Raw genomic sequence first — 19,291 nt, forward strand, 5'->3', positions numbered from 1 at the left:
GATTCCTCCTAAAATGACTGGTGCAGACCGAAGTAGGCGGCGCGCCGCTCGCTGCGGTTGAGATCTTTGAGTTGACCCATCAAATACGTATCTTCACGCAGACGGTACTTGGCGGAAAGGCGCAGCCGGAAATCGTCGGGGTCGTAGGCGTCGGCGGAGAAGAGCCAGCGATTTCCAACATTCGCATCAAGACCGACGCCCGGCTCGCCCGCGATGAGTCCCGCGCGTGCGCCGAGTCTGCCCTTCGTGCGGCCGACCTCAAGATTCAAATCGTTCCCCTCGCCGATGTCCTCGACGCCGACGCGCAGGAAGCGATCGGGCCTGTCCTCCTTGGAAACGTCGACGTTGAAGTTCGTGATCCAGTCGCGATTCTTGCCGCTGTAGAGAATGTCAACCGAAGGCTGCGTTTCTATGCTGCTTAAGTTATCGAGCGTGTCGTTCGCCTTCTCTGTGACGGCGCGCGCCTGATGGATCGTCGCCTTGAGATCTTCGCGCACCGTGGGATCGCCCGTGATGTCGTGCAGTTCCTCCGCCACCTGCCGGATGTTCTCGCTCGCCCTGGCGACGTTCAGCAGTGTCAGACGAAGATTTGCAGCCGTCGCGCCGCCGTCAGAGACATCTGCCGCCATCTGGCGCACCGTCTCCGTCGTCGCGGAAAGGTTCGCGAGGATTATCTGCATCTCCTCCATCATCGCGTGCATATTGCCCTCGTTCTGCAGCGCAACGCGCCCGAGCACAGCCGTGAGGTCGCGGATGTGCGCCGTGACCTCGCGCACATTTTCCGCCGATCCGAGGACGGATTCCTTCATGCGCGGATTGCCGAGGATGTCGTTCAACGAACCGAGGAGGTCATGCACGTCGGCCACCGCCTCGCTCACATTCTCAAGCACGGAATCGACGCTCGTCTCATCCGTGCCGATGACGAAGTCGCCGTCCTTCAAGTAATCCGTACTCTTCGATCCAGCCGGCGAGATGAGGACGAACTTGTCGCCGAGGACGCTGTTCGCCGCGAGAGAGATTCGCGCATCGCGCGGGATCTGAATGTCGGGATGGACGGAGAGCGTCACGCGCACGCCCGTCCCCTCCGGCTCAATGGCCTTGACCTTGCCCGCGAGCACGCCCGCATAGCGCACGTCCGCTTCCGGGGCAAGCCCCACGACCTGCGTGAATCCTACATAAATCGTATAATTGCGGCTCGTCGAAAAAGAAAATCCCTGAAGCTGCAGGAGCACTGCCGTCAAAATCGCGATGCCGAGAAGCGTGAACGCTCCCACCTTCGCTTCCGTCGTCATAAACTCGCCTCCTTCTCTTCCGTCTCCACCGCGCGAAAAAACGCGCGGACGCGCGGATCTTCGAGCTTTCTGAACCCTTCGACCGTATCGAGCGCTATGAGCGATCCCTTGTGCAGCATGGCGATGCGGTCGGCGATGCGGCAGGCGCTCGCCATGTCATGCGTCACGACGACGCTCGTCACGCCAAGATTCCTCTGCGTCTCGATGATGAGGTCGTCGATCTTCGCCGACGTCAGGGGATCGAGTCCCGAACTCGGCTCATCGTAGAGGATGATGGACGGGTCGATGGCGATGGCGCGCGCCAAGCTCACGCGCTTCTTCATGCCGCCCGACAATTCCCCCGGCATCATGCGCTCGCTGCCGTCAAGGCCGACGAGATGCAGCTTCTCGCGCACAATGCGCACGATCTCCGCCTCCTTGAGACGCTTGTGCTCGCGAAGCCCGAAGGCGACGTTCTCCCCTACGGTCATGGAGTCGAAGAGCGCCGAATACTGGAAGACCATGCCCATCCTCAGGCGCACCCGGTCAAGCTCGTTTTCCGTCATCTGTGAGATTTCGGCGTCATCGATCCAGATCCTGCCCGAGGTCGGGCGGATCAGCCCGATGATGAGCCGGAGAAGCGTACTCTTGCCCGAACCCGAGCCGCCGATGACGGCGAGCGTCTCACCGTCTTTGACGCAGAGATCGAGAGGGTGCAGCACCTCATGGGAAGCGAAGCTCTTCGTCACACCTTCCAGCCGTATCATATCTTCCACCTCAGCCCGTCAATAAAGCAAGAACGACAGGAACACATTCAAAAAGAAAATGCAGACGATCGCCGCCACGACGCTCTTCGTCGTGGCGCGTCCCACGCCCTCCGCCCCCTCGGGCGCATGAAGCCCGTACCATGCGCCGAGGACGGCGATGACGATGCCGAACACCGCCGCCTTGATGAGTCCGCCCGTGACGTCGTGCGGCACGGCAAAGACGTGGATGGAGTTCGTGAAGGTATAGGAGGCAATGCCCGCATAGTGCACAGCGACAAACCAGCCGCCGAAGACGCCGATAACGTCACCGAAGATCGTCAGGAGCGGCACCATGCACATGCACGCGATCATGCGAGGCACGACGAGGTAGCCGATGGGACTCGTCGCCATGACGCGCAGGGCGTCGATCTGCTCCGTGACCTTCATCGTGCTGATCTCCGCCGTGATGGCAGACCCCACGCGCCCTGCACAGACGACGCCGACGAGCACGGGGCCAAGCTCGCGCCCGATGGCGATGGCTATGACGCCGCCGATCGTCGACTGCGCGCCGAAGCGTATGAACTCATGCGCGACCTGCAGCGTCATGACCATGCCCGTGAAAAGCATCGTCAAGGAGACGATGGCGAACGAGTCGACGCCGAGATGCGACATCTGCGCGAAGATGTGTCGGAAGCGCAAGGGGCGGCACATCTCTTTGACGGCAGCGGCAAGGAGCAAAATAACGGAGCCGACCCACTCGAATCTTTCGAGCACGAACGAACCGATTTTCTCCAACAGCCGCATCATCATCTCTTATCCTCTTCCTCAATCAGCAATGAAGTATGGATCACATTGTCTATGACATAGCCCGTCTCGAACTTCGCCTCAAAGGGATTGCCCTGCTTCTTCGCTTTCTGCCCGAGGAGGTCAATGCGCTTCTCCTGTTTCTTCCGCGGTGCGCTCTCCTGCTTCTTCAGACGCTTCTTCGCTTCCTTCTTCTCCTCCGCCGAAAGGGGCAGTTTCGGCGCGATCGCAGGCGCTACGATGATCTCATTGTTCCTGCCGAGCTGCAGGAACTGCTTGAGCTTGTCCGCCGTCGTCTGCGTCTTGTCCTCCTCGGCGCTCGTATCGATGCCGAGCGCGTTCTGCAAAAGAGCCGCCGTCACGGGGATGAAACTGCCGCCGCGCACATCGAGACTCAGGACGCCCGGCGCTTGGCTCTCCGGCACATGGTAGGGAATCAGCAGCTCTTCCTTCTCCCTGCGGAAGGGCTTGATCGTCGTGCGGAAGTTCACCGTCTCCCCCGGCTTTGCCGATGGCTTTTCGGGCACAGCGGAAATCAAAGAGGCCGTCTTGCGCGTACTCTCCATCTCGATGTCGACGTCAATCGAAGTCACGTCGGCTTCCTTCTCCGTATTCTGACAGAGGAGCGTCATGACCTGCGCCAACTCGCCCACCGAAGCCTGTCCAACATCCGAGGCCGTATAGTACATGTTCGAGCGCTCGATTTTGCCATCCTCGCCCGCCGTCGTGCGAATCGTGAACTTGAGGTTCGCCGTCGCCTCGCCGATCGTATCCGACGTCTTTCCCATCGCCGCGTAAGCGATGCCAGGCACGAGAATCGGCAGAAAATCCTCGTCGTAGGCGATCTGCGCCGCAAACTTTCTGTCGTAGCCGAGCGACGTGTCCTTCACGCGCACGCGCATCGGCACACTCTCGGGAAACGCGCCGATGATGCCGGCGACGCCCGCCTCTCGATCCTGATTGATGCGCCCGATGATGTTGCCGATGCTCGCAATCTTCATGCCGTCCGTCGGACCGCTGATCGTGCCGACGACCTTAGCGTCCGTCATGAAGTAGTTGACATTCCCCTTGTGCAGGAACGGATGCCCAAAGGCGAGCACGCGCTTTCCATCGACCGCCGTCACCGTTCCCGTCGCTCCGACGGAAAAATCGCCGTAGGAGACGGCGACGCCGACGGCGCTCCCGGGCGCGAGAGCCGCATCATAGACGACATGCGCACCTGGCGTCGGCGTGCCGAAGGCCGGCATCTCGCCCGCCTTGAACCCGAGGGCGGAAAGCTTCTCCTCCATATAGGCGGAGCCGCTTCTGCCGAATCCTGCGAGATAGAGCGCCGATTTCGCCTGCGTCTCGTGCTTCTTCGCTGCTGGCTTCGCGCCTTCTTCAGCGATGGGCTTCTTCTCCGCCGGTTTCTTTGATGCCCCTGCCGGTTCTTTCGTCTCCTTCGCCGGCTCTTTCATCGCCTCGGCGGGTTGCTTCTCTACCTCAGCAGAATTTCCCTTCGCCTTGGAAGGCTTCTTCCTCGCTTCTTCGGGTTTTTCGCTTTCCGCTGCAGGCTTCTTCTCCGCTTCTGCAGGCTTTTTCTTTTCTCCCGCAGGCTTCTTTTCTGCCTTTGCAGAGTCTCCCTGCTCAGCCGCAGGTTTCTTCTCTGCTTTTTCCTTCTTTTCTTCTGCAGCCGCGGGCTTCTTCTCTGCCTTTTCCATCTTTGCCTCAGCTGCTGCAGGCTTTTCCTTCTCCGCTTTCTTTCTCTTTTCGGGGTCTTTTCCCTGCTTTTCTGCCGGCTTCTTGTCGGGCTTTTCTGCCGTTTCCTCGGCTAGCTCCGGCAATTCTTCCTTTTCGAGTTTGGCGCGCTTTCCTGCCGCCTGCTCCGCCCCGCCTGTGCCGCCTTCGCCAGCGCCTTCACCGACGTCCTCGCCCGTGCCTTCGCCCATCGGCTCATCGGCGTCCGCTGCCTTTTCCTTTTTTTCCTTCTTCAGATGAACCGCCTTGTAGTCGGGCATATCCCAGATCGGCAGCATCTCATCGATCGGTGTGATGAAGAACGTATAGAGGCTCATTCCCTTAATGCCCGCTGAAAGCGCGCCGACGAGCGCCCCATCCACATAGACGGGGCTGCCGCTCATGCCCTGCAGCGTGCCGCCCGTGCGCTCGACGACAGGGCCTGACGCCTTCGCCATGATGCGATTCGTCGAAGAGCCTTCCTCGTACGTGCCGACGACATCGACATGGAACGGCACGATCTCGCCCGACTCGTCGACCACGGTGTACGCCGTTCCCTCCATACCCGGGTATACCTCCGAAAGCGGCAGCGTCGGCGGCAGGGAAGCCGCTGTCGCCACCCCCATGGAAAGAGACAGAGACAGACCGAGCGCGAGCATCTTCTTTTTGAAATTACGCAAATATATCACCTCGTACAGATTGGAGAGCGGCACAAAAGAGGGAGTCTTCCCTCGCAGTCATTCATCCTGTTTCTTCAAGCGCGCGACGACCTGTCCCGCAGTGATGTCATCGCCGACGGAGACGAGCATCTCGCTCACACTGCAGTCCTCCTCGGCACGCGCCGCCGCGACCTCTCCCGTCAATGTGCGCACGCGCACGATCTCCGCACCCGCCGCAAGCGCGCTTCCCGGCTCAGCCCGCCATGTGACCGTACCGGCAATGCCGGACTTCACGTCCACTGCCGCCTCTGCCGTCAGCGCATGGACAGCAAATATCATAATGCCAAGGAAAAGGCCAAACATCAGTGCTTTTTTCATCTGCATCCCCTCCATTATAGCGGATTCTTTCCTATGTGCCAACAGAAACTCGGAAAAATGCCGTGTCAGTGCGGCAAGAGGGCAAGCGCCGAGCCGACGGCACGCTCCTGCCCGTCGGACGGACTGTTTTCAAGTTCACCGCCGACGACGAGCGCACTCGAACCGCCGCCGTCGAAGTTGATCGCCTGCACAGCGCCGAACTGCAGCATGAACTCCGCCATCTCCTGCAGCGTGCAGCCAATGCTGTGCGGCTGGCGTCCGTCGACGACGGCGAGCAGGTAATGCCCCTCCGCCGTCACGCCGAACGCCGTGCGCGGCGCACGTCCGCGTGCGATGTCGGGAGGAAATTCCTCCTCCGTCGCCGTCACATGAGCGATGCCGTCCTTGACAAGCATCGGGCCTGCGCCAATGACTGTCGGCAGGCTCTCCCAAGGTGCACCGATCGTCTCCGCTACACGCACAGCATCGCCGACCTTCACTTGGGAGAAGGCGTCCTTCGCCTTGCCGTGCACCGAGATGACGAGTCCATCTTTCGGAATTGGGCTGTCCGACGAGTTGACGGCAGCAACCCTGCCGCCTCGGACGATGTACTCCTGTCCGTATTCATTCGTGCGCGTCGTCGATCCATAGTAATGATTGTAAATCACGAGACTGTCCTCGCCGCGCTCCGCATCGACGCCGCCCACGGGCCAGCTTCTCTTGCCGAGCGTCACCGTTCCGCTGTAATCGACAGGGCCGAAATATGCCCTGCCGTCAGCGGCAAACCCCACAGCACTGCGCCGAAAGTACGTCGTACCGACGATCGTGCCGTCCATTTTCAAAAGGCCAAGGATCTCGCCGTTCGGTGCGAAGTAGGACGCATTGATCGCCGCGTCGGCTCCTGCCATATCCGACATCGCACTGACCGAAGCGCGTCCCGGCACAGCCCCCTTGGCGAGCACAGGCACGGCGCGATAGCGGGCGGGATCGGCCTCCAGCACCCATCCCGTCAGACGGCCGCGAGCGTCGAGCCGCTTGAGCGTCGAGAGTTTCAAACCGGGCGCAGGCGTCTCCTCGGAAACGACCTCATATTCCTTCTGCACATCGATGAAGATGCGCGTCGGATTCGCCAGCGTCTTGACTTCGTAAGATGCCGGCGCTGCAAGATCGATGACGACCTTGACGCCCTGCGGTACGGCCGATACGCGCACGCTCTCGACCATGCTGCCCGAAATCTCTGGTTGCACGGCCTGACTGTGTGCGCCCGCAAGGGAAAGCACGATCCTCTGTCCGTCATTTTCCGTATGAACTTCGTAGGCGGGCAGCGTCGTCAAGTCGAAGACGACGCGCTCACGCTCGTCACTCGTGCCAAAGCGCACGCCCGTCAGAGTCTTCGCTGCTTGCTGCTGCACCTGCACACGAGCCTGCGTCTGCGGCAGTGCCGCAAAAGAAACGGCATCCGTCCCCAAGGCCACCGCCAGAGCCAAAGCCAGACTCAGCGCCGTCTTCCTCATACTCTCGCCATCCTCTCAAAATCCATCTAGTGAAGACTATTATAGCACGGATCCAAGCGAATCGGTGGAAAATCTTTGACTGAAAATCCTTTAACGAAGGAACAGAACATGCGCCGCATCACGCGCACACAAAACAGGCACCCTTCCATCATCGGAAGGATGCCTGTTGTTTTTCGCAATATTTTTCTGCCTGCCCTCAATCGCGCTTCCGGTTCATCCACTCGGGGATGTCGAAGTTGCTGAAGCTCGGCGCTTTTGGCAACGGCGTGTCGGCCTGGGGGACGGGCTTTGCGCCGGGCTGCGCGGGCTTTCCTGGGACGGCCGTCGCAGCGGGACGCTGTATGCCTACCGTATCATTGTCGAAGCCTGTCGCGATGACGGTCACGCGCACGGTGTCGCCGAGCGTTTCGTCGAGGGACGCGCCGAAGATGATGTTCGCATCGACGTTGACGGCCTCCTGAATCGTCGACGAGGCTTCGTTGACCTCGTACATGCTGAGGTTCTCCGCCGAGCTGGAGATGTTGAGGAGAACGCCGTGCGCCCCTTCGATGCTCGTCTCCAAGAGCGGCGACTCGATCGCGTACTTGGCGGCGGTGACGGCGGCGTTCTCGCCCGTCGCCTCGCCGATACCCATGAGCGCCGAGCCTGCATTGCTCATGATGGACTTGACGTCGGCGAAGTCGAGGTTGATTAGTCCCGGCACGGCGATGAGGTCGGAAATGCCCTTGACGCCCTGGCGCAGGACATCGTCGGCGAAGCTGAACGCATCCGTGATCGAGGTCTTCTTGTCGACGACCTGCAGCAGGCGGTCGTTCGGAATCGTGATGATCGTGTCGACGTGCTGCTGCAGCTTCGCGATGCCCGCCTCCGCCTTCTTCTGGCGCAGACGTCCTTCAAACGTGAAGGGGCGCGTGACGACGCCGACGGTCAGAGCGCCGATCTCACGCGCACACTCGGCGACGACGGGCGCCGCTCCCGTGCCCGTGCCGCCGCCCATGCCAGCCGTCACGAAGACCATGTCCGCGCCCTGCAGCGACTGCAGGATGTCATCGCGGCTCTCTTCCGCCGCCTGTTCACCGATCTCGGGACGCGCACCCGCGCCAAGGCCGCGCGTAAGTTTCTCGCCGATCTGGATGCGTTTCGGCGCCATCGCGTGCAAAAGAGCCTGCGCGTCCGTGTTGACAGCGATGAACTCCACGCCCTGCAATCCCGCTGAAATCATGCGGTTCACAGCATTGCTGCCGCCGCCGCCCACGCCAATGACCTTGATCTTGGCGAACTGGTCCAAACCCATATCATCCAATTCAAACACGATAGCAACCCCCAAAATATAGCATAGTCCGCCTTTCGTCCCACTAGAAGGAGTACGGCAGTCGTCCTCAAAAGTTTCCCTACCATTCTATCATTATTTTAATACGTGCGCCATAAAAAAATTATGAAAATGCTTGCTTTTTTCTCTTTTTGCCGCTCTAATTATGCTTTTCAAAGAAATGACGGCGCAGAATCGCCAGATTCTGGAAGACACGCAAGCCAAACGCCAGAAGCGCCACATAGTAAAGGTCGATGCCGAGGCGGTCGCCGATGTAGACGAGAAACGCCGCCATGAGGGCGTTCATAAAGAAGCCCGAGATGAATACGGCATTGTCGAAGTGGTTTTCCGATGCCGCCCGAAGGCCGCCGAAAACGGAATCAAGCGAGGCGAGCAGGGCGACGGAAGAGAGCTTCGCGTAGGCGAGCGGCACGGTGATCGGCGAGAGCATGCCGACGGCAACGCCGACGAGAAGTCCGAGAACGGGCAGGATCATCTTGACCCCTCCTTTTCATCCGAAAGCGCTTCGATGGCTTTCGCGTACTTGAACGACGCCGCGCCCTTGTAGGCTGGCACCTCGACATGCTCTTCCTTCTTCACGTCAATCTGTATGCCCCAGACCTTCAGCGTGTCCTCAACGCCGCCGCGCATCTTGATCGACTTCTCCAAACTCTCGGGGTCGCCGATGGCATGAATCTTGTAGGGCGGTGCCGAACGCACATTGTTGACGGAGAGCGTCGGCCCCGCGCAGCGGATCTCCGACGTTCCCGTGAGCCTCTGCCCGTTGATGGACACGGCTTCTGCGCCTGCGGCGCGCAGTTCGTTGATGACGCGCAGGAGATCGTCGTCATGAATGAGGTAGAGGTTCGGATTCTCGCCCGCCTTCGACGTCGCCTTGCTGTCGTCGAGCGTGACGATGACGCCCGGTCCCGCAAGCGCCGTGAAGCCGCCCTTCATGCGTTGGTAATCGTTGCTCGGCCCCTCTGACGCTGCGTCCTTCGTATCCTTCAGCTCTTCCTGCAGACGATCGCGCTCCTTCTCCGTCTCCAAAAGACGCGTGGCAAGTTCCTCCACGCGCTGCTGCGATACGGACTGGCGCATGTCCTCCGTCGCGCGGAACTGCACGGCGAGCATGAAGCCCAAGACCATGCAGACAAAGGCGATGGACCACCGCCCCTGCTTGAAATTGATCATAAAATGCCTCCCGAGCTGTTGCTGAAATGAGATAATAAAGGAATTATAACGCAAACTCAAATTTTCTTCCACTATTGCTTGAGCTTGATGAACGGCGCCGTATACTTGAAGTCGACGTACTCGACGGGGCGCTGCTTGACCTCCTGATCGACGATGAAGCTGTCCGTCAGATGCGCCTTTTCTTCCAAGCGGTCGAGCGCACCGAGGCGGATCTGCACGCCGCCCGTCGTGTACGCCATGACGTCGTCCGGCTTCTTCAGCGACACCTCGGAGATCTGCGCATTCGTCTCAGGCTTCAGGGCATTGAGATAGACGAGCGCCGCCTTGAGATTTTCATCCGTCGTTTTGTCGCCGATGTAGATGTCCTTGAGCTTGATGCCCGTGACCATGGGAATCGCCATCTTTTTCAGCGTCTTGTAGGCGTCGATGACCGTGCCTTCGCGGTCGAGATCGACGTAGCCGAAATCGCAGTCGACGGTGGCGACGGGGCGGCGCTCGACGATCTGAATCTCAAGCGTCGAGGGCAAAGAGCGGCGCACACTCGCCTGCTCGACGCGCAGATCCTTCATCAGGAGCTGCGCCATCTCCGCCGTCTTCACCTGGAAGAGCGGCACGCCCGGATAGACGCCGGCGACGCGGCGGATGTCATCGGCTGGCATGTAGTGGTTGCCGATGATGTGCACATCGCGCACGGAAAAGAGCGGCGAGTAGACGGCGACGGCGAGGAGAGCGCCCGAGACGACGAGGAACAGGAATCCCTTGAGGACGCGGCGCGGGCTGCGGCGGCGCACGATATGCGTCTCGCCCGGCAATGCGCCGGGCTCGGTAAAGCCGAGATTCTCCTGCCTTTCCTCTGCCATCGTCCCGCCTCCTTTCCGTATCCCGTACCTTCGCTCATTTCTTACTTCTCGTACCCTGCCATTTCCAAAATCCTTTCGCAGAGTTCGGGGAACTCGACGCCCATGGCGCGTCCCGCATCGGGCACGAGCGAGGTCTCCGTCATGCCGGGCATCGAGTTGATCTCGATCACATAGGGCGTCATATCCTCGCCGAGCATCATGTCGGCACGCGCCACGCCGCGGCAGCCACAGGCGCGGAAAGCGTCGACGGCGAGCTGCTGCACACGCTCCGTCACATCTAAAGGAATGCGTGCGGGAATGATGTGCGTCGACGCGCCCTTCGTGTACTTGCTCGCGTAGTCGTAGCGTCCCGAAACGGTCGTGATCTCAATGACGGGAAAGGCCTGTGCTTCTCTCGCATCACCCCAGACGGCGACGGTCAGCTCCTTGCCGCGAATGAACTCCTCGACGAGCACTTCCTCGTCGTAGCGGAAGGCGTCCTTGAGCGCCGCCTCAAGCTCCTCTTCCTTCTCGACGATGGCGACGCCGATGCTCGATCCCTGCGACGACGCCTTGATAACGACGGGCAGCGAGAAAGCCTTTCGGATGCGTGAGGGAAGCTCCGCGTCAAACTCAAAGCGATGAAACGTCTCGGAGCGCGGCGTCGAGATGCCGGCGCCGAGGAACACGCGCTTTGACATGACCTTGTCCATCGTGACGGCGGCGGCGAGGACGCCCGAACCCGTATAGGGGATGCCGAGCATGTCGAGCGTGCCCTGCAGCACGCCGTCCTCGCCGTACCTGCCATGCAGCGCGTTGAAGACGATGGCGCAGTCGCTCTTTCTTATCGCCTCGGCAAAGTGCGGCGGGTCGAGTTCCATGCCCTCAACCGCATAGCCCTTCGACTCCAAGGCGCTGACGATGGCGGCTCCCGTGCGGCGCGAGACTTCCGCCTCGCTCGACGGCCCTCCCATGACGACGACGATCTTTCCCTGCTTCATGAAATTACTTCCCCTCCAAAAGGGCGACCAGTTCCTCGCCCGTCTTCCATATATCGCCCGCGCCCATCGTGAGGACGATGTCGCCGGACTGTGCGATGGCGGCAAGGTGCGCGGCAATATCTTCCCGCTGCGGAATATAGACCGCGTCCTGCCCCGTCGTCTGCCGCACGGCGTCGAGGATCGTGCGCCCCGACACGCCCTCGATCGGCGCTTCTCCCGCCGAATAAATATCCGTCAGTACGAGCACGTCCGCCTCGCGAAAAGCGCCGCCAAATTCAGCGGCAAGAAGCTTCGTGCGCGAGTAGCGATGCGGCTGAAAGGCGCAGATGATGCGGCGCGGCTTCGTCTGACGCGCCGCGAGGAGCGTCGTCGCGATCTCCGTCGGATGGTGCGCGTAGTCGTCGACGACCCATACGTCCTGCACGCGCCCCTTCGTCTGGAAGCGCCGTTTCGCGCCGTGAAAGAGCGCAAGTCCCGCCGCCATCTGCTCGACTGTCAAGCCGATGGACAGCCCCGTGACAACGGTCGCGAGCGCGTCGAGCACGTTGTGCCTGCCGGGCAGATTGAGGCGCACGCGGCCGAGATCTTTTCCTTCGTGCAGCACGGAGAAATCAACGCCCGCGCCGTGCATCTCAATCTTGCCCGCGCGGTAGTCCGCCTCATGGTCAATGGCGTAGGAGATGACCTTGCGGCCGAGCGTCTGAGCGATGTCTCGCACGTTCTCGTTGTCAAAGCACAAGACGGCGTGGCCGCCGGGCTTTATGTTTTCCAGAAATTCGCGAAATGCCTTGCGAATGTTCGCGAGCGTGCCATAGTGATCGAGATGATCGTCCTCGATGTTCGTGACGACGGCGATGTGCGGCCGGAGCTTCAGGAACGAGCCGTCGCTCTCATCGGCTTCGGAGACGAGATACTCGCCCTTGCCGAGCTTCGCGTTGCCGCCGAGGACATCGACCTCTCCGCCGATGATGATCGTCGGCGAGATGCCCGCATGGTCGAGCGCGACGCCGAGCATCGAGGTCGTCGTCGTCTTGCCGTGCGCTCCCGCCACGGCGATGCCCTTCGCCGCATTGAGGAGCGCGGCATTGATGTCCGAACGATGGAAGCGACGCAGGCCGAGTCGCGCCGCCTCAACGATCTCGGGATTCGTCTCAGGAATCGCCGTTGAGACGACGATGGCTTCTGCCCCGTGCACGTTCTCTGCGCGATGCCCGTGATGGATGTGCGCGCCGAGACCCTTGAGCTGCTCGATCAGCGCGGAAGAGCCGAGGTCGGAGCCTGTCACCTCATAGCCCTTTTCCAGCAGAATGTGCGCGAGCGCACTCATGCCCGCACCGCCGATACCGACAAAATGTATCTTATGGATGTCCTTCAGCAACTCTCTCTCCTCCTAATCCTTCGCAATCTCCAGCACGAGATTGGCAATCTCATCGGCCGCCTCGGGGCGACCGAGCGCACGGCTCTTCTCTGCCATGCGGCGGAGCTTTCCTTCTTCCGACAAAAGTTCGCCGAGAAGCGCCGAAAGCGTCTTGTCCGTGAGATCGCGATCCAAGATCACGCGCGCCGCGCCCGCTCGCTCCAAAGCGCGTGCATTGTACTCCTGATGGTTCTCCGCCGCATACGGATACGGCACCAAGATCGCGGGCACGCCGCGTGCCGTGAGCTCGGCAAGCCCCGTCGCACCTGCGCGGAAGACGGCGAGATCCGCCATCGCCATCGCCTCGGGCATATTGTAGAGGTAAGGCTCGACCTTGATGTGCGGCGCGGCGGCGAGATCCACGCCCGCCTCCTCCAGTCGGCGCATGACGTCCTCATACTCGCCCCTTCCCGTGACGAGAAGGAACTGCACCTCGGAATACTCCTGCGCCGCCTGCAGGACGCCGACCATCGCGCGGTCAATGCTCCTCGCGCCGCGGCTGCCGCCCGAGACGAGCACCGTGCGCTTTGCCGCATCGAAGCCGAACGTTTCGAGCGCCTTCTCGCGGCTCGCCGTCATGACCTCGCGGCGGATGGGATTTCCCGTAAAGACCGCCTTCTTGCGCGGGAAGCGGCACAGAGCCTCTTCCGTGCCGACGGCAATCTTCGTCACGAACTTCGACAAGATCTTGTTCGTCACGCCGGGCACAACGTTCTGCTCCTGAATGAGCGTCGGCACATGCGCGAGGCTCGCCGCCATGAGAATCGGCCCGCAGACGTAGCCGCCCGTGCCGATCACGACGTCGGGGCGGAAGCGGCGCACGATGGCCGCCGCCTCTGCAAGGCCGTGCATGGCGCGTCCGAGCCGCACGATGTTCGCGGGCGAGAAACTGCGCTTGAGCCCCTCGATATCGACGGTTTCAAAGGGGATGCCTTCCTTCGGTATGATGTCGGCCTCCAAGCCTTTCTGCGTGCCGACGTAGAGAAATTCCGCCGTGCGCTCCTTCTTGGCGAGAGCGCTCACGAGCGTCAGCGCCGGATATATGTGGCCGCCCGTGCCGCCGCCCGAAACGATGATCTTCATGCCTGTTCCCCTTTGCCTGCCATTTCTGCGTCTTCCTGCAAACTCCTACGCCAGCTCGCGTGCCAAGCGCTTGAACACCTCGCCGCGCTCCTCAAAGCCGTCGAACATGTCGAAGCTCGCGCACGCGGGCGACAAGAGCACGACGGCAGGCGGCTTCGCCAGACGACGCGCGATGTAGACCGCCGTCTTCATCGAGTACGCGGCGTCGTGGATGTGCGCGGCGGGAAAGCCCGCTGCGCGCGCGGCGTCGGCGAAGCGAACGGCGGCGTCGCCGACGAGGATCAGTTCCGTACAGCGCTCCGAGACGAGATGCATGAAGTCCGTCAGATCCGTCATCTTGTCGTCGCCGCCCGCAATGAGCACGATGCCGTCCGAGAAGGATTCGAGCGCCTTGATCGCCGAATCCGTATTCGTCGCCTTGGAATCGTTGTACCAGGCGACGCCCGCGAGATCGAGAAAATGCTCGATGCGGTGCTCGACGCCCTTGAAGGAGCGCAGCACGCGGCGGATCGCCTCAGCCTCGACGCCCGCGAGGTGCGCCATCGCCGCCGCCGCGAGCGCGTTCTCGACGTTGTGCGTCCCCTTGATGCCAAGCTCCGCCGTCGTCACGAGCGCGATCTCCTCGCCGCCCTGGCGCAGGACGAGCTTGTCGCCTAAGAGCAAAGCGCCCTCTTCGAGCGCCTCCCTGCGGCTGAAGAAAAATACGGGGCACGCGGCACGCTCCTTCATCGAGCGCGTCCTCTCGTCGTCATAGTTCAGGACGAGCCAATCGCCTTTTGCCATTTCGCGGAAAAGCCGCTCCTTCATCGCCTGATAGACTTTCATCGAGCCGTGGCGCTTGATGTGGTCGGGCGTCACGTTGAGGACGGCGGCGACCTTCGGACGGAAGTGCTCCGTCGCCTCCATCTGGTAGCTCGAAATCTCGGCGGCGACCGCGCCGCCCTCGCCCGCCTCCAGCACGGCTTCCGACAGCGGATAGCCGATGTTGCCGCCGACGCGCGTCTTCTCCTTGCCGAACTTCTCGGCGAGCAGCAGCCCCAGGAGCGTCGTCGTCGTCGTCTTGCCGTTCGTCCCCGTCACGGCGAAGATCGGCGACTTGGCAAGTGCAGCCGCCAATTCCACTTCGCTCGTGATGCGGATGCCGCGCCGCTTCGCCTCCTCGGCGAGCGGAATGGCGATGGGAACGGCGGGCGAGAGCACGAGAAGGTCGCAGCCGTCAAGGAGCGCGGCTTCCTGTGCGCCGAAGATCAGCCCGATGCCGAGTGCGCGAAGCTCCGAGACGTCCTCTTTGATCGCCGCCTCGTCCTTCGCGTCGGAAAGCGCGACCTTCGCGCCGAGCCTCTTGAGAACCTTCGCCGCCGCAAAGCCGCTGATCCCGGCGCCGATGACGAGAACCTTCTTTCCTGTGAAATCCGTATCGAGATGCAATATGCTTCCTCCTCGCTTTATCTCTTCCCTGCAGACGAGGGAGGCTTCCCAAGATGTCAAACGTCTGCCCGCGTCAATATGCGAGCCATGCGCCGAGCGCCGCAAAGACTGCGCCGACGAGCCAGAACGTATGAACGACGCGCGTCTCCTGCCACCCCTTGAGCTCGAAGTGGTGATGAATCGGACTCATGAGGAAGACGCGCTTTCCCGTCGTCTTGAAGGAGATGACCTGAATGATGACGGAAAGCGCCTCGGCGACGAAGACGATGCCGATGACGGCGAGCAAAATTTCCGTATGCGTGAGAATGCCGAGCGCGGCGATCGCGCCGCCGAGCGCCAAGGATCCCGTATCGCCCATGAAGACGCGGGCCGGATGATGATTGAAGCGCAAAAAGGCGCACGAAGCGCCCGCAATCGCCGCCGCGAACACAGCAAGCCCCGTCGCGCTAAAGACGAGCGCAACCGCCATGTAGGCGAGTGCGGCGACCGTGACCGTGCCCGCCGCGAGGCCGTCGAGGCCGTCCGTGAGGTTCACGGCGTTGCTCGTGCCGACGAGCACGAAGAGCACGAGCGGATAGTAGAAGAGTCCGATGTCAAGCTCCGCATGCACGAGCGGCAGCCAGACCGTCGTCGCAATGCCGAGTTCATGCTGTGCGAAAAAAATGACGACGACGGCGATGACGATCTGCCCCAAGAGCTTCTGCCGCGCCTTGAGCCCGAGGTTGCGCTTCTTCACGACCTTGATGTAGTCATCGAGGAAGCCGAGCGCGAAGTGTCCGAGCATCACGAAGAGCGCGAGCCATACGCCCGCCGTCAAGGGCGCGGCGGCAAGCGTCGCGAGCGTGATGGCGGCGATGATCATGACGCCGCCCATCGTCGGCGTGCCGCTCTTCGCCTGATGGCTCTTCGGCCCTTCCTCGCGTATGCTCTGCCCGAACTTCAGCTTGTGCAGCTCGGGAATCACGAAGGGGCCGGCCGCGAGCACGAGGACGGCGGCGAGCGCCGCCGCTCCTGCAAGAGAAAGCGCCGTCGTATTCACATCCATCATTTGCCTGCCTCCAGCGCCTTCTTCAACAGGGGGATGATCTCATCCATCTTCATGCCGCGCGATCCTTTGAAGAGCACGGCGTCGCCCGGCTGCAGGATCTCTTTGAGCCTTGCCGCCGCCGCTTCATGCGACGTCATGCGCTCGACGAGCGGCACGCCGCCCGCCTTTGCGGCCTCTGCGATGAAGCGGCTCTCCTCGCCGCGCGAGAGGACGGCGGCAAAGCCAAGATGCGCCGCCTCCTCGCCCACGCTCGCGTGGCCGCTCTTCGACGCGCTGCCGAGTTCGAGCATGTCGCCGAGGACGGCGATCTTCCTGCCCGCGAACATCTCGGCGAGCGTCTTCAAGGACGCGCGTGTCGATACGGGACTCGCATTGTAAGCGTCGTTGACGAAGGTGTATGCGCCGCACTTCTCGACGGCGAAGCGCATCTTCTGCGCAGGCGGCACGGCGAGTCCGCGCCGGACATCCGCGAGCGAAAGGCCGAGCACGCGGGCCGCAGCGATGGCGGCGAGCGCATTCGACACATTGTGTCTCCCTGGCATCGGCAGGAAGAGCTCGTGCCGTTCCAGTCGCCCGCGCTCGTTTTTCCATTCCAGCATGAATCTCATGCCGCCCTCGGCCTTGCCGACGGCGACGGCACGCACATCGGCATCGCGAGAAAGCCCGAAGGTCACGACGCGCACGCCCGCCTTCGCCTTCTCGCGCATCGCTAGGACGCGCGCATCGTCGGCGTTCAGTATGACCGTGCCGCCCGGCTCCACAGCCTCGACAAGCTCCGCCTTCGCCCTCGCGATGTTTTCGATCGAGCCGAGAAGCTCCATGTGCACCTCGCCGACATTCGTCACGATGGCGACGGTCGGTGCGGCGAGCGGCGCGAGCGCGGCGATCTGCCCGAGTCCTCTCATGCCGATCTCGACGACAGCCGCCTCGTGCGCGGCGCGAAGGCCAAGGAGCGTCAGCGGCAGGCCGATCTCGTTGTTGTAGTTCGCCGCCGTCTTCTGCACAAGAAGGCATGCGCCGAGCACGGCGGCCGTCAAGTCTTTGGTCGTCGTCTTGCCGTTCGATCCCGTGATGGCGACGACGGGGATCGAAAACTTCCTGCGCCACGCGGCGGCGATCTGCTGATAGGCGAGCAGGGTGTCCTTCGCCTTGAGCACGACGCCCGTCTTCGGCAGCTTCGCCTCGGGCGTATCAACCGCTACGAGCACGCCCGCCGCGCCCTTTTCGACCGCCTGCGCCGCAAAGTCCGCGCCGTCAAAGCGCTCGCCTTGAAGCGCGACGAAGAGCGATCCCGCCGCAATCTTTCGCGTATCCGTCACGATGTCGGAAAATGCGATGTCCGCCGCCGTGCGCACGACTTCGGCCTTTGCCGCACGCTCGATGTCGGCGAGCGAAAAGTGCATCGCATAGCTTTTTTCCCGCGCGGCGACGGCCTCGCGTGCGACTTCCTTGTCGTCGAAGTGGATCGTCTTGTCCTTCAAGATCTGGTAATTCTCGTGCCCCTTGCCTGCGATGATGACGATGTCGTCCTTTTCGGCGAGCGCCACGGCTCGCACGATCGCCGTGCGGCGGTCGGCGATTTTTTCATGGCACTTGTCGCCGATCTTCTCAAGCACACCGACCTCGACCTCATCGAGGATGCGCGCGGGATCTTCCGTGCGCGGATTGTCCGAGGTCACGAGCACGACATCGGAAAGCGCCGCCGCGATGCGCCCCATGATCGGCCGCTTCGTGCGGTCGCGGTCGCCGCCGCAGCCGAACACCGTGAGGATGCGTCCCGCCGCAATCTCACGCGCCGTATTCAGGATGTTCTCCAAGCCGTCGGGCGTATGCGCATAGTCGACGATGATGGAGAACGCCTGCCCCGCATCGACGAGCTCAAAACGCCCGGGCACGCTCTTGAAAGCTTCGAGCGCCCTCTTGATCGCCTCGGGCGCGATCCTTTCCGCGAGCGCCGCGCCGACGGCGCTCATGACGTTGTAGACATTGAAGATTCCCGTGACGCCGAGCGAAAGATCCATCCTGCCGAAAGCGCCTGCAAGCGTCAGCTCCAGGCCCCGCGCATGGACGCGGATGTTCTCGGCGCGAAGGGCGGCTTCCTTCTTCACGGCATACGTGAGATGCGCACACTTCGCATGGGCGAGCATCGTTTCGCCCGCCGCATCGTCATCATTGACGACGGCTGTCTTGCCCTCCTTCGCGCCCTTGCGGCTCACAAGGTCGAAAAGGCGCGCTTTCGCGCGCTTGTAGTTTTCGAGCGTCTTATGGTAGTCGAGATGATCCTGCGTGAGGTTCGTGAATACCGCCGTATCGAATTCGATGCCCGCCACGCGGTTCTGATCGAGCGCATGCGAAGAAACCTCCATGACGACGAAATCCATGCCGCGCCGCGCCATATAGGCGAGCGTTCGTTCCAGGACGACGACGTCGGGCGTCGTATTGTGAATCGGCAGAGCCTCATCCTCGACGAGGATCTGAATCGTGCCGATGAGCCCGACCTTGTACCCCGCCTCGCGCAGGATGGCACGCGTCATGTAGCTCGTCGTCGTCTTGCCGTTCGTGCCCGTGATGCCGATGATGCGCATCTTTCGCGACGGGTAGTCATGGAAAAACGGCACGATGACCTCAAGCGCCGCCGCAAGATTTGGCACGCGAAGAACTGCCGCCGCACCCTCGGGAATCTCGATCTCACGCTCCGTCAGAATCGCGCACGCGCCCTTCTCGACCGCCTGCGCGATGAAGGAATGGCCGTCGACATGCAGCCCCTCGATGGCGACGAAGAGCGTCCCCTCCGTCACCTCGCGCGAATCGTGCACGATGTCCGCGATCTTCGCAGCTGCATCTCCCTTGATTTCAGCGCCCTCGACGAGCGCCGCCAACTCGGCAAGCGTCTTCATTGCCATCC

At 61.9% G+C, this 19,291-nt stretch carries 16 protein-coding genes; all 16 read right to left on the reverse strand.

The features are described 5' to 3' along the window. Positions 1–8: 8 nt before the first annotated feature. A complete protein-coding gene (locus SELSP_RS09150; protein WP_006191091.1) occupies positions 9–1,292 on the reverse strand; it encodes an MlaD family protein in 1,284 nt (427 codons plus the stop codon). Beyond that, on the reverse strand, positions 1,289–2,038 hold the full coding sequence (locus tag SELSP_RS09155; RefSeq protein ID WP_006191089.1) for an ABC transporter ATP-binding protein: 750 nt from the start codon (positions 2,036–2,038) through the stop codon (positions 1,289–1,291). The genes SELSP_RS09150 and SELSP_RS09155 overlap by 4 nt, the downstream gene beginning before the upstream one ends. 18 nt (positions 2,039–2,056) lie before the next feature. Then, positions 2,057–2,824 (reverse strand): MlaE family ABC transporter permease, encoded by a 768-nt coding sequence (locus SELSP_RS09160; protein WP_037367501.1) that lies wholly within the window; start codon positions 2,822–2,824, stop codon positions 2,057–2,059. Continuing rightward, positions 2,824–5,226 (reverse strand): SpoIVB peptidase S55 domain-containing protein, encoded by a 2,403-nt coding sequence (locus tag SELSP_RS09165; protein ID WP_232362337.1) that lies wholly within the window; start codon positions 5,224–5,226, stop codon positions 2,824–2,826. Before SELSP_RS09165 ends, SELSP_RS09160 begins: the two co-directional genes overlap by 1 nt. Before the next feature lie 48 nt (positions 5,227–5,274). Beyond that, complete coding sequence (locus SELSP_RS09170; RefSeq protein ID WP_232362313.1) at positions 5,275–5,535, reverse strand: acetyl-CoA carboxylase; 261 nt, start codon at positions 5,533–5,535, stop codon at positions 5,275–5,277. A 104-nt stretch (positions 5,536–5,639) separates the two neighbouring features. Then, positions 5,640–7,067 (reverse strand): phosphodiester glycosidase family protein, encoded by a 1,428-nt coding sequence (locus tag SELSP_RS09175; protein WP_006191083.1) that lies wholly within the window; start codon positions 7,065–7,067, stop codon positions 5,640–5,642. A gap of 196 nt (positions 7,068–7,263) precedes the next feature. After that, entirely contained in the window at positions 7,264–8,379 is a 1,116-nt protein-coding gene (gene ftsZ, locus SELSP_RS09180) for a cell division protein FtsZ (RefSeq protein WP_013740967.1), read from the reverse strand. A gap of 157 nt (positions 8,380–8,536) precedes the next feature. After that, entirely contained in the window at positions 8,537–8,872 is a 336-nt protein-coding gene (locus SELSP_RS09185; protein ID WP_006191080.1) for a small basic family protein, read from the reverse strand. Then, entirely contained in the window at positions 8,869–9,570 is a 702-nt protein-coding gene (locus SELSP_RS09190) for a DUF881 domain-containing protein (RefSeq protein WP_013740968.1), read from the reverse strand. The genes SELSP_RS09185 and SELSP_RS09190 overlap by 4 nt, the downstream gene beginning before the upstream one ends. A 71-nt stretch (positions 9,571–9,641) precedes the next feature. Then, positions 9,642–10,430, reverse strand: a complete 789-nt coding sequence (locus tag SELSP_RS09195; protein WP_006191075.1) for a cell division protein FtsQ/DivIB — start codon at positions 10,428–10,430, stop codon at positions 9,642–9,644. 41 nt (positions 10,431–10,471) lie between these two features. Beyond that, complete coding sequence (locus SELSP_RS09200; RefSeq protein WP_006191073.1) at positions 10,472–11,410, reverse strand: D-alanine--D-alanine ligase family protein; 939 nt, start codon at positions 11,408–11,410, stop codon at positions 10,472–10,474. A gap of 4 nt (positions 11,411–11,414) precedes the next feature. Beyond that, positions 11,415–12,788: a UDP-N-acetylmuramate--L-alanine ligase gene (murC, locus tag SELSP_RS09205; RefSeq protein WP_006191071.1), complete on the reverse strand. Its 1,374-nt coding sequence runs from the start codon at positions 12,786–12,788 to the stop codon at positions 11,415–11,417. A gap of 12 nt (positions 12,789–12,800) precedes the next feature. Continuing rightward, on the reverse strand, positions 12,801–13,910 hold the full coding sequence (murG, locus tag SELSP_RS09210) for an undecaprenyldiphospho-muramoylpentapeptide beta-N-acetylglucosaminyltransferase (protein WP_006191069.1): 1,110 nt from the start codon (positions 13,908–13,910) through the stop codon (positions 12,801–12,803). Positions 13,911–13,955: 45 nt separating this feature from the next. Beyond that, on the reverse strand, positions 13,956–15,338 hold the full coding sequence (gene murD, locus SELSP_RS09215; RefSeq protein WP_006191066.1) for a UDP-N-acetylmuramoyl-L-alanine--D-glutamate ligase: 1,383 nt from the start codon (positions 15,336–15,338) through the stop codon (positions 13,956–13,958). A 73-nt stretch (positions 15,339–15,411) separates the two neighbouring features. Then, entirely contained in the window at positions 15,412–16,386 is a 975-nt protein-coding gene (gene mraY / locus SELSP_RS09220) for a phospho-N-acetylmuramoyl-pentapeptide-transferase (protein ID WP_006191063.1), read from the reverse strand. Further along, positions 16,383–19,289, reverse strand: coding sequence for a UDP-N-acetylmuramoyl-L-alanyl-D-glutamate--2,6-diaminopimelate ligase (locus tag SELSP_RS12580; RefSeq protein ID WP_006191061.1), 2,907 nt, complete (start codon positions 19,287–19,289; stop codon positions 16,383–16,385). The genes mraY and SELSP_RS12580 overlap by 4 nt, the downstream gene beginning before the upstream one ends. Positions 19,290–19,291 lie beyond the last annotated feature (2 nt).

Origin of the sequence: Selenomonas sputigena ATCC 35185 (assembly GCF_000208405.1) — a bacterium.
In the GTDB taxonomy this organism is placed as follows: Bacteria; Bacillota; Negativicutes; order Selenomonadales; family Selenomonadaceae; genus Selenomonas; species Selenomonas sputigena.

Coding starts and splice junctions, on each gene's coding strand:
- SELSP_RS09200 (WP_006191073.1), bottom strand. CDS start 11,410: ATGAAGCAGGGAAAGATCGTCGTCGTCATGGGAGGGCCGTCGAGCGAG.
- SELSP_RS09175 (WP_006191083.1), bottom strand. CDS start 7,067: ATGAGGAAGACGGCGCTGAGTCTGGCTTTGGCTCTGGCGGTGGCCTTG.
- SELSP_RS09150 (WP_006191091.1), bottom strand. CDS start 1,292: ATGACGACGGAAGCGAAGGTGGGAGCGTTCACGCTTCTCGGCATCGCG.
- SELSP_RS09190 (WP_013740968.1), bottom strand. CDS start 9,570: ATGATCAATTTCAAGCAGGGGCGGTGGTCCATCGCCTTTGTCTGCATG.
- SELSP_RS09170 (WP_232362313.1), bottom strand. CDS start 5,535: ATGATATTTGCTGTCCATGCGCTGACGGCAGAGGCGGCAGTGGACGTG.
- SELSP_RS09160 (WP_037367501.1), bottom strand. CDS start 2,824: ATGATGCGGCTGTTGGAGAAAATCGGTTCGTTCGTGCTCGAAAGATTC.
- mraY (WP_006191063.1), bottom strand. CDS start 16,386: ATGATGGATGTGAATACGACGGCGCTTTCTCTTGCAGGAGCGGCGGCG.
- SELSP_RS09195 (WP_006191075.1), bottom strand. CDS start 10,430: ATGGCAGAGGAAAGGCAGGAGAATCTCGGCTTTACCGAGCCCGGCGCA.
- murG (WP_006191069.1), bottom strand. CDS start 13,910: ATGAAGATCATCGTTTCGGGCGGCGGCACGGGCGGCCACATATATCCG.
- SELSP_RS09185 (WP_006191080.1), bottom strand. CDS start 8,872: ATGATCCTGCCCGTTCTCGGACTTCTCGTCGGCGTTGCCGTCGGCATG.
- SELSP_RS09155 (WP_006191089.1), bottom strand. CDS start 2,038: ATGATACGGCTGGAAGGTGTGACGAAGAGCTTCGCTTCCCATGAGGTG.
- SELSP_RS12580 (WP_006191061.1), bottom strand. CDS start 19,289: ATGGCAATGAAGACGCTTGCCGAGTTGGCGGCGCTCGTCGAGGGCGCT.